Source organism: Rothia sp. HMSC064D08, assembly GCF_001809525.1.
Classification (GTDB): Bacteria; Actinomycetota; Actinomycetes; order Actinomycetales; family Micrococcaceae; genus Rothia; species Rothia dentocariosa.
Window position 1 is genome coordinate 305814 of record NZ_KV797900.1, and the last position, 13561, is coordinate 319374.

The 13561-nt window shown below is 49.6% G+C and carries 12 protein-coding genes; all 12 read left to right on the forward strand.

Annotation, left to right across the window (positions count from 1 at the left end; all coding sequences use genetic code 11):
• Positions 1–13 precede the first annotated feature (13 nt).
• The 12 genes from rapZ to HMPREF2625_RS08180 all read left to right on the forward strand — a co-directional run bounded on the left by rapZ (position 14) and on the right by HMPREF2625_RS08180 (position 13501).
• Positions 14–904 carry an RNase adapter RapZ gene (gene rapZ / locus HMPREF2625_RS08125; protein ID WP_004004598.1) on the forward strand — a complete coding sequence of 297 codons (891 nt, stop codon included), beginning with the start codon at positions 14–16 and terminating at the stop codon, positions 902–904.
• Complete coding sequence (gene yvcK, locus HMPREF2625_RS08130; protein WP_070448665.1) at positions 904–1974, forward strand: gluconeogenesis factor YvcK family protein; 1071 nt, start codon at positions 904–906, stop codon at positions 1972–1974. Before rapZ ends, yvcK begins: the two co-directional genes overlap by 1 nt.
• 136 nt (positions 1975–2110) lie before the next feature.
• Entirely contained in the window at positions 2111–3076 is a 966-nt protein-coding gene (whiA, locus tag HMPREF2625_RS08135) for a DNA-binding protein WhiA (RefSeq protein ID WP_070523797.1), read from the forward strand.
• A 475-nt stretch (positions 3077–3551) separates the two neighbouring features.
• Positions 3552–4556, forward strand: a complete 1005-nt coding sequence (gene gap, locus HMPREF2625_RS08140) for a type I glyceraldehyde-3-phosphate dehydrogenase (protein WP_070523801.1) — start codon at positions 3552–3554, stop codon at positions 4554–4556.
• 271 nt (positions 4557–4827) lie between these two features.
• On the forward strand, positions 4828–6051 hold the full coding sequence (gene pgk, locus HMPREF2625_RS08145) for a phosphoglycerate kinase (protein ID WP_004004604.1): 1224 nt from the start codon (positions 4828–4830) through the stop codon (positions 6049–6051).
• Between the two features lie 118 nt (positions 6052–6169).
• The gene (locus tag HMPREF2625_RS08150; RefSeq protein WP_070523805.1) at positions 6170–7627 is read left to right on the forward strand and encodes a hypothetical protein; all 1458 of its coding nucleotides are present in this window, start codon (positions 6170–6172) and stop codon (positions 7625–7627) included.
• 142 nt (positions 7628–7769) lie between these two features.
• Positions 7770–8546 (forward strand): triose-phosphate isomerase, encoded by a 777-nt coding sequence (gene tpiA, locus HMPREF2625_RS08155; RefSeq protein WP_070523809.1) that lies wholly within the window; start codon positions 7770–7772, stop codon positions 8544–8546.
• A 129-nt stretch (positions 8547–8675) separates the two neighbouring features.
• Positions 8676–9017, forward strand: a complete 342-nt coding sequence (locus tag HMPREF2625_RS08160; protein ID WP_070523812.1) for a DUF6176 family protein — start codon at positions 8676–8678, stop codon at positions 9015–9017.
• A gap of 288 nt (positions 9018–9305) precedes the next feature.
• Entirely contained in the window at positions 9306–10931 is a 1626-nt protein-coding gene (locus HMPREF2625_RS08165) for a BCCT family transporter (protein ID WP_070523815.1), read from the forward strand.
• Positions 10932–11082: 151 nt separating this feature from the next.
• Positions 11083–11493, forward strand: a complete 411-nt coding sequence (locus HMPREF2625_RS08170) for a hypothetical protein (RefSeq protein ID WP_070523818.1) — start codon at positions 11083–11085, stop codon at positions 11491–11493.
• A gap of 122 nt (positions 11494–11615) precedes the next feature.
• Positions 11616–11873 (forward strand): preprotein translocase subunit SecG, encoded by a 258-nt coding sequence (secG, locus tag HMPREF2625_RS08175; RefSeq protein WP_172461380.1) that lies wholly within the window; start codon positions 11616–11618, stop codon positions 11871–11873.
• Positions 11874–12121: 248 nt separating this feature from the next.
• Positions 12122–13501 (forward strand): SWIM zinc finger family protein, encoded by a 1380-nt coding sequence (locus HMPREF2625_RS08180; RefSeq protein WP_070523821.1) that lies wholly within the window; start codon positions 12122–12124, stop codon positions 13499–13501.
• Positions 13502–13561 lie beyond the last annotated feature (60 nt).

A 13561-nucleotide genomic window follows, 5' to 3' on the forward strand; every position in this document is an offset into this window, starting at 1 on the left:
GAGAAACTACATAATGAGTGGCGAATTGCTAAATAAATCGCAAAAACCCCAGATACTGGTAATTACCGGTATTTCAGGCGCAGGTCGTAGCACTGTTGCTAATGTCCTTGAGGATGAGGGCTGGTATGTGATTGATAATATTCCGCCACAAATGCTGGAATCGATCGCGGAGCTCGTTACGCAGGATGGCGCCAAAGTTCCGAAGGTTGCACTGGGGATTGACGTACGAGCCCGCGCGGTTTTCGACGACTTACCAGCGGCTATTGAAACTCTTCGCAAATCCGACGTTGATTTCTCGATGCTTTTTCTAGACGCCAAAGATGAAACTATCGTGGCTCGCTATGAGGCACAGCGTCGCCCCCATCCGCTTCAAGGAGAAGGTCGCGTACTTGACGGTATACGTGCCGAACGTTCCCTCTTCGAAGGGCTTCGACTCGCCTCTGATCGCACGATTGATACCACGGGCATGAACGTGCACGAGCTTGCACGCACAGTACGCGAGATGTTTGCTGACGGACCGGATAAAAAACTTAACCTTACTGTCATGAGCTTTGGGTTCAAACATGGATCACCCACAGACGCAAATTTCATGGCAGATATGCGCTTTATTCCAAACCCGCACTGGATTCCTGAATTGCGTCCGCTCACCGGACAGGATGCCCCAGTACGTGACTACGTGCTCAGTAACTCTGGGACTGAGGAATTTATCAGCAACTACCTGGAAGCTCTGCGTCCGGTTCTGGAAGGGTACCGTCGCGAAGGAAAATACTACGCCACCATTGCTATAGGATGCACCGGCGGGAAGCATCGCTCGGTCGCTGTCACGGAAGAAATCGCTCGGCGCCTGAGCGCATTTCCCGAAGTTAATGTGCACGTGTTGCATCGTGATAAGGGGCGTGAGTAATGGCACGCATCGGTCATTCACCTGACCTGCCTGTCGGCTCTGATACTCAGGGAATCCCGAAGCTGCCCGCGTTACCAACTCAGGCTTTACGGCTTCTTAAAAGTACTCACCGCGTTACCAAAGTAACAGCTTTGGGGGGCGGGCATGGACTTTACGGTTCGCTGTCCGCGCTTCGGCATGTCACAACAGATCTAACGGCTATAGTAACGGTTGCCGATGACGGGGGTTCATCGGGTCGCTTACGTAAAGAGATGGGCGTACTCCCTCCAGGAGATTTGCGTATGGCTCTCTCGGCCCTTTGCGATGATACCGATTGGGGGCGAACGTGGCGAGACGTTATGCAGCATCGTTTTAGCGCGCCTGAGGGGTATACTGACGAGTTTCCTCTTGAATATCACGCCCTTGGAAACCTGCTTATTACGACGCTCTGGCAGCTTCTTGAAGACCCCGTTGCTGGGCTTGACTGGGCGGGAGCTCTGCTCAACGCTCGTGGTCGGGTGCTTCCTATGGCATTGGATCCTATGGTTATTTATGGTACGGTGCTACGGGAACATGCTGGCGGTGGCATCGAACGGGTGCGTATTAGCGGGCAAGTTAACCTCTCAAAAGAAAAGCAAGTGCACGATATTGGGCTTACTCCCAAAGACGCGCGCCCATGTCCGGAAGCGCTAACCGCTATTGAGGAATCCGATTGGGTAATCTTAGGCCCCGGGTCGTGGCGCACCTCCGTTCTGCCGCACTTGTTGTTAGAAGCACAGCGCGATGTTATCTGCCGTACAGAAGCTATGCGCTGTGTAGTTATGAATCTTTCGGATGACGAAGAAACCGCTGGATTCACTCCAGCCGCACATTTAGCACTCTTGAAACGATACGCCCCGGATCTTCGATTGGACGCGGTTATTGCTGATGACGAAACACCCAAGTCTGTACGTAGCGAACTGGAACGAGAATCAGAATCTATGGGGGCGCGTGTGATGTGGGCACCCGTACGAGCATCAGCTGAAAACAATGTACATAATCCTCTGAAACTTGCAGCGGCGTATCACGAACTATTTTCGTTCAAGTTTTAGAGGTAAGAAGCGTGGAATTTATTTTCTATTTCTGCCACCTCAAGATACACCGTTTCTCTAAATAGAGCATGTAGCATAGCTGAGTGCATTATCAGCACATCACATCATACGAACCTCACGGTGGGAAGGAACAACAATGGCTCTTACCGCGCTCGTTAAGGATGAGCTGGCCAGATACGAAACGAGCAAAGCGTCAGTACGTAAGGCGGAGATCTCGACTATTCTGCGCTTTACTGGTGGTTTGCACATCGTTTCTGGGCGGATTGTTGTTGAGGCAGAAGTTGATTCCGAACAGACCGCGTTACGCATGCAGCAGACTATTGCTGAAATATACGGGCATGAGGCTGAGATAACGAGCGTCAGCGGTGGTGGTTTGCGCCGCGGCGGGCGTTATATAGTGCGTGTTGATGCCGGGGGAGAAGCACTTGCTCGACAAACCGGTCTTTTAGATTTGCGAGGGCGCCCGGTGCGGGGGCTGCCGCCTGCTGTTGTCAATGGCTCCATTCAGGACGCCGAAGCGGTCATGCGTGGTGCTTTTTTGGCACATGGATCGCTCACAGAGCCTGGTCGCTCATCAGCAATCGAATTTACATGCCCAGGGCCGGAAGCAGCGCTTGCTCTTGTGGGAGCGGCCCGGCGTTTGGAAATTATTGCTAAAGCGCGTGAGGTTCGCGGAGTGGATCGTGTTGTGGTCCGCGATGGCGAGACTATAGCCCGGCTTTTGGAGCGTATGGGGGCTCAGGACGCCCTCAAGGCGTGGCGTGAGCAACGTACTCGTAAGGAAGTTCGGGCGACTGCGAACCGTCTGGCAAACTTTGATGATGCAAACCTGCGTCGTTCTGCTCAGGCAGCTGTGGCCGCGGGTGCCCGTGTAGAACGTGCTTTGGAGATCCTGGGAGACGATGTTCCAGATCATCTGCGCTATGCGGGCGAACTGCGTGCCATGAATAAGCAAGCCTCTTTGGATGAGCTGGGACGTATGGCAGATCCTCCTCTGACGAAGGACGCGATCGCTGGACGTATTCGTCGTTTGCTGGTCATGGCTGATAAACGAGCGAAAGAATTGGGGATTCCTGGAACCGACCTCCCGAAATCTTCATAAGTAGCTGCTGTATAAAGGCAGGGTTATCTGTAGAGATGTAGAGATAACCCCGCCTCTCTGCTGTGTGAAAAATCTTTAAATAAGGAAAATCTAACATTACTTCGATGTGGCGACGCGTGGGCTCGTGTGTTCTTTCAAGGAAGATAAGATTCTAACTATAAAGTCTTTATATGTATTTTGTATTAGTTTGATATTGATTGCGTTTGAGTTGCCACAACCATATCCCAACATAAAGAACTGCTAAATTCAACGTAAAACAACAGAAAACAAAGGGTTTTTCGCCATTTTTGTAAGGTAAATCACAAAAATACCCGATAAAAACACACCCAAACACACATAAACTAAGGTAGGATTATAACAACACCGGCGGACACGCAACCAGCGTGAGACGAAAAACTCTAGAGGCTCTCTCATGAGACCCATGAACAATGGCTCTAGTCCGTCAAACTCAATGCACTGACAAGGAGATACTCCAGTGACTGTACGCGTAGCTATCAATGGTTTTGGTCGTATCGGCCGCACTTTCTTCCGCGCCGCACGCGCCGAGGCTAAGGGCTTTGAGATCGTAGCAATCAACGATCTTACCGACCCGAAGACTCTCGCCAACCTGCTTAAGTATGACTCCATTATGGGTCGCCTGGGGGCCGACGTAGAGGTCAAGGACGATGCATTGGTTGTTGACGGCAAAGAGATTAAGATTCTTGCTGAGCGCAATCCTGCAGATCTTCCCTGGAAGGATCTCGGCGTAGATGTCGTGCTTGAGTCTACCGGTTTCTTCACCGAAGGTTCAAAAGCACAGGCGCACATTGATGCCGGCGCTAAGAAAGTTATTATTTCTGCACCCGGCAAGAACATTGACGGTACCTTCGTGATGGGTGTGAACGACGATCAGTACGATCCGCAGAACCATCACATTGTCTCCAACGCATCCTGCACCACCAACTGCCTGGCTCCTTTGGCAAAGGTTCTCAACGATTCCTTTGGCATTGAAAAGGGCCTGATGACCACTATCCACGCATACACCGCTGACCAGCGTCTGCAGGATGCTCCCCACTCTGACCTGCGCCGTGCACGTGCAGCAGCAGTGAACATGGTTCCCACCTCCACCGGTGCAGCAGCAGCAGTTGGTCTCGTACTTCCCGAGCTCAAGGGTAAACTGGATGGCTTCGCAGTTCGCGTTCCCACCATTACCGGCTCCATCACCGATCTTACTTTCACCGCATCCCGCGAGGTGACCAAGGAAGAAGTTAACGCTGCTCTGAAGGCTGCAGCCGAGGGTCCGATGAAGGGTATCATCATGTACAGCGAGGATCCCATCGTCTCGAAGGATATCGAAGGTGAAGGAATCTCCACTATCTTTGATGCGCCGCTAACCAAGGTTATTGGCGACCAGGTGAAGGTTATCGCTTGGTACGACAACGAGTATGGTTATGTATCCCGCTTGGTAATGTTCACCAACAAGGTTGTGGCTTCTCTCTAAGCCTATCTACGCAAGGATAGCTACTTTACGAGCTGACGAGGAGAACCCCAATTCTACAGCATGTTTTTACCGTAGAGTTGGGGTTTTCATGTACCACGAAGTAAAAAATGAGGCGTGTATGTATGGAATATCGGTAGAACTTGCCTAAACCACCATCCGCGCCGCACCAGGCTAAAACTTGGTCATTTCAGCAGACTTACGGCTGTGTGACCACCAGACTTCTGTATTATTGAAAATACACACATCCCCACTAATGTAGGAGGAATTTCCCATGGCTAAGGCACTTGCAGAGCTGCTTGATGAAGGCGTAACGGGGCGTTACGTGCTGGTTCGTTCCGATCTTAACGTTCCCCTAAAAGACGGCGTGGTAACCGATGACGGTCGTGTGCGCGCATCCCTGCCTGTTATTGAAAAATTGGCTAAAGCTGGTGCTCGCGTTATTGTAACCGCGCATCTTGGGCGCCCCAAGGGTCAGGTAGATCCCCAGTATTCGATTGCTCCCGCAGCTGCACGCCTTGCCGAGCTTGCATCCGTTCCTGTAAAGGTAGCGACAGATCTTGTGGGTGAGGACGCAAAGGCGAAGGCTGCGGACCTCAAAGACGGTGAAGTCCTTGTTCTTGAGAACGTGCGTTACGATGCTCGTGAAACTTCTAAGGACGATGCAGAGCGTGGTGCATTTGCAGATGAGCTCGTTGCTCTCACCGGTAAAAATGGCGCATATGTGGATGACGCATTCGGTGCTGTTCACCGCAAGCATGCGTCAGTCTACGATGTGGCAAAGCGTCTTCCCGCGTACCTTGGCGACCTTGTTAAGAAGGAAGTCGATGTTCTCTCAAAGGCTCTTAATAATCCTGAGCGCCCCTTCGTCGTTGTCATGGGCGGTGCGAAGGTCTCTGATAAACTCGCCGTGATCGACAACCTGATTGGCAAGGCAGACTCCATTCTTATCGGTGGCGGCATGGGATATACCTTCGCCTATGCGCAGGGTTACGAAGTCGGTAATTCTCTGCTTGAAAAAGACCAGGTTGAGACTGTAAAGCGGTACCTAGAAGAAGCCCCCAAGAAGGGAACTGAAATCGTGACCGCTGTTGATGTTGTCTGGGCAGACGACTTCTCGGCAGAGGCTAACACCGAGATTCGACCCGTCGAGGATCTCACCGGCGGTAAACTTGGTGCCGAAGCAGAAGGTCTAGATATTGGACCGAAGACTCGTGAGCTTTTCGCAGAAAAAATTAAGAATGCGAAGACTATTTTCTGGAACGGCCCGGTAGGCGTTTTTGAAATTGCTCCCTTTGCCGGTGGTACGAAGGCCGTTGCGGAGGCAATTGTTGAGTCTGATGCATTCTCCATCATCGGTGGTGGCGACTCTGCATCGGCTGTGCGCAACCTTGGCTTTGCTGACGAACAGTTCGGACACATCTCTACGGGTGGCGGTGCATCGCTCGAATACATTGAGGGTAAGACCCTGCCCGGTTTGGACGCTCTAGGCGCATAACTCTTATCGCGCTGCCGCTAGGAAAACGCACCCGGCTCTCAACTTCAAGGACGCGCCGGGTGCGTTCCTATATGCTCATAGATAGATAGCCATAACCCACATCGCAAGGATGCATTCCATGGGATTTTTCTCTAAATACTTTGGTTCCCGCGAAGCTACAACAGTCGCAGACTATGAACGTGAAGTGCGGCAAGAAAGACAGGCATCCGCCCAAAATCTGAAAGAGCCTCGGAAGGCAGACGAAGCTAAAGTCGCATCAGCTTCAGAACATCCGGATTATTTGTATGGTGCCTCTGCCGATAATTCATCAGATTTTTGGGAAAACTCGGCAGTTGATCGGGACCACAAACTGACTATCACCATGCTGCAAGCGCAAAAATCTAGGGATCTTATTCAGACGCTAGTAACTGACCTTGAAGATCACTTGGACGAGCTCCCTAGTTATCTAGAGAAAACCGTGACGGAGCTTCATCAAAAAACCACTCAAGCGCTCCTGAGCTACTACACTTATAACGCTGCGTGGGAGATAAACCCACAAAATCCAGAACTTGCCGAATATTATTTTCCGAGTTATAACGCTGCATGCGATATTGTAAAGGTTGCTTACCGGTGTCTGCAGAATAATATCTGGACTACAACTAATATCTTGAGGCAAAAATACAAGATGATACGTATCTTATCTGAACGTGCACAAGATACGGCGCAGATTATTCCAGAGATTATGCCAGCAGTTATAGATTCCCCGGTAGTTATGGCTCCATCAGACGCATTTCTTATTTCTGTAGAAGAACGCCAGAATATTCTGAAGACAGGACAGCGTGTCGCCCAAGAAGCGATAGTACGCGCCCAGCACCTTGCACAAAAGGCTGAGTCACAACCTGAAACGGGTCTCTATAACCTAGCACTCGCGTATGAATCAGGCGCCTCAGATCTTGTACTTGCCCTTGAAAACTATGCAGACTGTGTGAGGGAAAGCCAACTGCTGCATGTGGATTTTGTTACTGCTTTTCGTCAAGTGGTGAGAATTTTGCGAGAAACTTCAGACGATGAACAGTACGTTCATATACTCGAATATCTTGCTAGATTAGAGTCTATATCGGTAAGAGCATTGGAAGATTACTCTCTTGCTGACGATGCTGATACTGTACTCTACCTTCTGGATCTTGTGCATTCGGATGTTCCCGAACAGGTCTTTACAGAAATTTTGCGCTATTTGCTTGAACCGTACCGGCGCTACCTCACAATGCTACTAACTCAGTGGGATATCTATGCTTTAGGCAATTTTGCTCCACTTATGGTGGCAACCTATGCGATATACACCAATGCGCGTATGTGTTATGAGGAAGCATTGGCTGAGAATGGAAATACCCTACAGGCTTGGAGTCTCGCCCACAGCGCTCATGAGGCGATCGTGATGGCGCATCGTTATGCGTACACTGACTATCGTGAGATGTTTCAAGATTACGACGAAGAAGAACTTGATGCTCTAATACTGCAGAACATGTCGGAAAATACTCGGGAATTCTTCATGCAGGAGACAGAACAAATGGCAAACGCCTGGAAACTTGATCTGTAGCTTTTCGGAGTAGACCTGACTAGCCTAAAAATCCAGATAAAACCTAGAGTATTTAGTGTTTTTTGAGTGATCAAACCATTAAAATAGAAGATAGAAATTTCCGAATCTATACCCTGATTTTTCGGGGGATTGGAGCGAAAATATGTCGCGCAAACCGCTGATCGCCGGTAACTGGAAGATGAATCTTAACCATGCTGAAGCCGTTACGCTGGTCCAGAAGCTAGCATGGACTCTTGATGATTCGAATTTTGATTTTACAAAGACTGAAGTAGCGGTATTTCCTCCCTTTACCGATATTCGCTCCGTACAGACCCTCGTTGAAGGCGACAAACTGAGTATTGAATATGGTGGTCAGGATATTTCTGTACATGAATCCGGTGCATACACCGGAGAGATCTCTGGTGCTTTTTTGCAGAAACTTGGTGCGAAATACGTTCTCGTAGGACACTCTGAGCGTCGCACTTACCATCACGAAAGTAATGAACTATGTGCTGCTAAGGTACAGGCTGCTTACACCTATGATTTGACTCCGGTACTGTGCGTTGGTGAAGCCCTGGAAGTCCGTGAGGCTGGCACCCATGTGGACTTTACCCTTGAGCAGCTTCGCGGTTCTATTGCAGGCTTGAGTGCCAATCAAGCAGAAACTCTCGTGGTTGCGTATGAACCTGTATGGGCAATTGGCACTGGTAAGGTCGCAACTGCCGATGATGCGCAGGAAATGTCTGCGGCTATACGTGCTGAATTTGAAAAGCTCTACTCCGCAGACGTTGCTCAGAAGGTTCGTATTCTCTACGGTGGATCGGTTAAGTCTTCTTCGGCGCCCTCTATTATGGGGAAGGAAGACGTGGATGGTGTGCTGGTAGGTGGCGCATCCCTTCAGGCTGAAGAGTTTGCAGCAATTGCGCGTTTTGATGCATAGCTAAGCAGCAATTCGTACTTAAAGGCGTCTAGCATACGTGTATTCGTGCGCTAGGCGCCTACCATTTTGTGTAATGTTACGAACATGAACAGAAATATTCTCATTCCATATTTAGAGAGGCAGATATTGATGCAGGTTGAGCTCACCAGATTTCGGGTGCTAAAAGGTCAAGAAGAGCGAGCTGTAAGATGGATGCATTTTCTTCGCCAGAATATGGATGCCGTTGAGCAGACTTTAGCGCCCGAGAAAATGTATGTCGAAACGATCTTTTCGGAGGTTCGTGATGGGCATATGTACTGGTACAGCGTACAGGGACAGGGAGCACAACCTGTAGAAGAATCAGAGCACTGGGTGGATAAGGAGCATTTAAGGTTCTGGTGCGAGGTTATTGACCCTACATTTCCGGGAGAAGATCTAACGATGGAAGTTCTGATGATGCTACCAGATATTCATAAAGTTGCCTTAGGGTAAGAGAACGCAGCCCTGGGACAAAATATGTGGTACCTAAAATTTTTCTGTAAAAATGTGGAAAATAGCGATTTTCGGCATATATTTGCGGCTAAAATTATTATAATAATATCTAAAATATAACAAAATGATTAAGGATTTTGAGTTAGTTTGATGTAGTTAGTTGCATTTTATTTAAATCTAATTTAATTAAATATAATTCAAATGTTCTTTATATATTTAAAATGTGTGGTTTTGTGAAGTCTTCGAGATTTGTTACACTTATGCCTAAGCGTTTTAGGAGGGTGAGATATGAAATCACGCAAGTATACGTCTGTTTTTATTGGTTCATTAATTATTTCATTAATATTAGTGGCTCTGGGCTTTGTTCCGGGTTACGAGACAGTTTCTAAAAACTGGAGGGCGCTGATCGGAACTGACTTCGGTTGGTTTTACCTCCTGCTTGTAACTCTTATAGTATTGGTCTGCGGGTTTTTTGTTTTAAGCCCCATGGGACAAATTAAGCTTGGAGAGCCTGACTCAAAGCCCGAGTATTCCACCGGTTCGTGGATTGCCATGCTTTTCTCGGCTGGTATGGGTATCGGTCTAGTTTTCTATGGTGCTGCCGAGCCGCTTTCACACTTTGCTAACAAAACTCCGCATGCTGCGCCGGGGTCACAGCAAGCAATGGCAGATTCCTTCCAATTTACGTTCTTCCACTGGGGTATACACGCCTGGGCTGTGTACGGTATTGTGGCTCTGGCTTTGGCATATTTCGGTTTCCGTAAGGAAGAGAAATATCTTCTTTCTGTCACACTTAAGCCGCTTTTCGGTAAAAAAACCGATGGCTGGCTGGGATATATTATAGATATTGTTACTGTGGTGGCAACCGTTATTGGTGTGGCAACCACGCTTGGTTTCGGTGCTATTCAGATTAATGGTGGGCTGAGCTACCTCACTGATAATGCCATTCCTAATAGCATGGAAGTACGCACTGTTATTATCGTAGTAACCACTGCTCTCTTTGTGCTCTCAGCTCTTTCGGGGCTGGGTAAAGGTATTAAAATCCTTTCAAATCTTAATATGATTCTGGCTATCGCACTTCTGGCGATTGCTATTGCGGTTGGTCCTACCGTCAAAATTTTTGACAATATGTCGGAATCCATCGGTCTATACATGCAGAACTTTTTCGAGATGAGTTTCCGAACCGCCGCATTTAACGGTGACGAACGCGCCTGGATTGATACCTGGACCATTTTCTACTGGTCGTGGTGGATCTCTTGGTCGCCCTTCGTTGGCCTCTTCATCGCCCGCATCTCCAAAGGCCGTTCAATACGTGAGTTTATTACTGTAGTACTTCTGATACCTACCGTCTTAAGCTTCATCTGGTTCTCCGCTTTCGGTACGATGGCTAATACGGTACAGCAGAATGGTCTAGAGAATCTGACGAAACTAGAGGATGAACAACTGCTGTTCGGAACGTTTAAACACTACCCGCTGGGTATATTAATGTCGATCATCGCAATCATTCTGATCTTTACCTTCTTCATTACCTCCGCAGACTCAGCAACTTATGTGCTCTCAATGCTTTCCGAAGATGGGCGTCTTATCCCCACTAACGGAAAGAAAGTTGTGTGGGGTGTTATCGTCGCGGGTATTGCAACCGTGCTGCTGTATGCTGGCGGGCTAGACGCTCTGCGGAATACGCTGATTATTATTGCGTTACCCTTCGCCGTTGTGGTTGCGTTAATCGTGGTGGCGCTAATAGTTGAGGTGTATCACGAGAAGGTTCAGATGGGTCTGTCGATCTCGCCTAAACGGTATCCCGAAAAGGGACAGCCCTTCAAGTCTTATGAACCTTACGAGGTTGAAGACTCTGAAGACGATCAGGTAGCAGAAGAAAAACCTGAGGCAAAAGTGGTCCAAAAAGAATCATAAATTTTTAGCATCGTAATAAGATAAAAGATCTTCCCAGAAGCCGGTAACCGGCTTCTGGGAAGATCTTTTATCTATAGGGTAAGCGAACTCTGTAGCTGCTCGATAAGCTAAGTTCCTGTACCCTGTAAATTCAACCCGTTAGACTTTAACTATGTTTGCAATTGTATCCCTTGCCGTTGCAGGTATTTTGGCGGCTATAGTGGTCCTCATTATTCGAAGCCGACGAGTCTCTGCACCTACCGCGGAGACTCCGCAGATCGTGTATTTTGAAAATAAACGTGATAGCTTCCTGGACTGGCTGTATCACCGCACAAGCTCCCCAGAAGTACCCGTTCAGGTAAAACTACGCGATTGGGTAGATCTGGGATTCTATGCCGAAGGCGGCAACTACTGGGGTATAGCCCAACAATTTACGTACTATCTTGTTCAGGGCGGTTATGTTTACGCCTACGATACCGAGGGAGACCCGTTGGATGCAGAGCGGGCGCTACGAGACCGTCCAGATGCATTTCAACTTACCCCCAGCGAATATCAACGGCGTGTCACTCAGTTTAGGCAATAATTTAGCCCTTCGCTCTACGCGTTATTACGTGTTAGAGAATGACCACAGAGTCTCTATACCGTATAGTTATTAAAGTCTGCCATGGGACAGGCTTTATTATCGACCTATTAGGAAGGCCCGCTGTGGACATCATTATGAATGTGCTTTTGGTAGTCATCGTGATTACCAGCATTATCACCGTGCTTCTGGTGCTCTTGAACCGCGGTCAGGGTGGTGGCTTGTCCGATATGTTTGGTGGCGGTATGACCAGCTCACTGAATTCTTCAGGTATGGCTTCTAAGAACCTAATCCGTCTGACCATTACAGTTACCGTTATTTGGGTTATTGCCGTGGTGCTTTATGGCCTAGCACTACGTTTTAACGGACAGTTCGTCATATAGACTTTATATATTTCCCAGAAGCCCCGGCAGGTACATCCGCCGGGGCTTCTTACATGTCCTACTGTAGTAATTATGGAGATTGTCGGTGCATAAGATGACGGAGGATCAAGTCATGACGAGTGTCTGATATAGAGACAAGTAGATAATATTTTCCCTAGGATGACGGAAAAGAGGCCAAAACTTTCGGGGTTCAGGCATAGTAGTGATAAGGCGAAAACCTAGCATATCCAACCACTGGAGGGATCGCCATGGCACAGACTCTAACCTATACATATCTAAAACCTTCTTTACTGCATGAACAAGACGGCAGTCTTGGACTTGCTTTAGCAACTAGCGGTGGCAGCACACCGGAAGGCGCGGTGGCACACCCTTACTTCTTCTCAGGATTCATGGAGCGTCCCGATGTGATCGCGGCGTCGCTATTGGTGGTTGCGCGTGTGGCCCGCACCCGTTACTACACCCCACCCGGCATGGTCGCCGCCATTTTGCGGGCTGCCGACCCGGTAGTGACCAGCACCAGCGAGGGACTCCGGTTTGAATCCTTTAGCGCCTGCTGCGGTGTCTACGCCCGACTTGACGTAGACTCATCCGCCCTAGATGCCACCCACAGTGCTGTGGGTGTGACAAATGTGGACGTGAATCCGCCGCTTCGCACTGCTTTAGCTTCCCTCCGGGCTGGCGAACCCCTCCACCTGGATGTGGGGAATGAAGGGTTGCTGACCACCACCCTAGACGGTGAAGTGATGGAAGATAAAGTACCCCTGCCGGTACGCTGGCTCAAAGGGTTCGCCGAAACACAGATGCTCTCGTCCCTGATGAAGCTTACTCATTCTCTGGATGCGGCAGCAGCCCGCATGTTCATCCAGGGGCTGCCGCGCCGATCCGCCACGAAAAGCGTCATGTGGGCAACCCGTGCGGTGCGTTCACTGAGGCTGGCTACCCGAGCCACCGTTGGGTCGGTGTGTGTGGCCGGACCGGAGCGGCTGCGGGTGCTTGAGCCGCTCATCCGATTCATGACCCGTCTGGAAGCATACAGCGAACCGGTCACCTCAGGTAACACCCCAGTGTCAAGCGTGTGGGTGGCCCACTTGCCAGGCGCGCGCCTGAGTATTGGGCTGAGCCCCGAAAAATCACGCGGATTCTCAGGAGAAGGTTCTGTGTTGCAGGCGCTCTCCGATCCGTCAGTTGCTGAAAATGCGGATATGCTCAGTGTGCTTCTCTCCTTTGAGCCGCGTATTGAGGTGCCCGTCATGTCTGCACGCAGCGGGCTGAACGAGACTCAAGTACGCGACGCCCTCGCATTACTGGCATCCTCCGGACAGGTCGGTTTTGATGTGCAGGCAGGGGAGTACTTCCACCGGCCGCTGCCCGTGCAGGCGGATGCCCTGCAGGCTATGCATCCGCGGCTTGTGAGTGCCCAGAAGCTTATTGACTCCGGTGCGGTGTGGGATGACGGAGACGGCACCTATCGCGTACAGTCGCGGGATACGTTCTACACGGTAACCCCTGCCGAGAAAATCGAAGAATACCGGTGTACCTGCCCGTGGTGGGTGAAATACCGGGGCACCCGAGGCCCCTGCAAACATGTACTGGCGGTAAGTATTAAACGTCGCGGCGGGCTGAATTAGCCCGATACCGGGTTGCATCCGTAAAGAAGCATATTTTTCGTACACACCCAAATATACAAA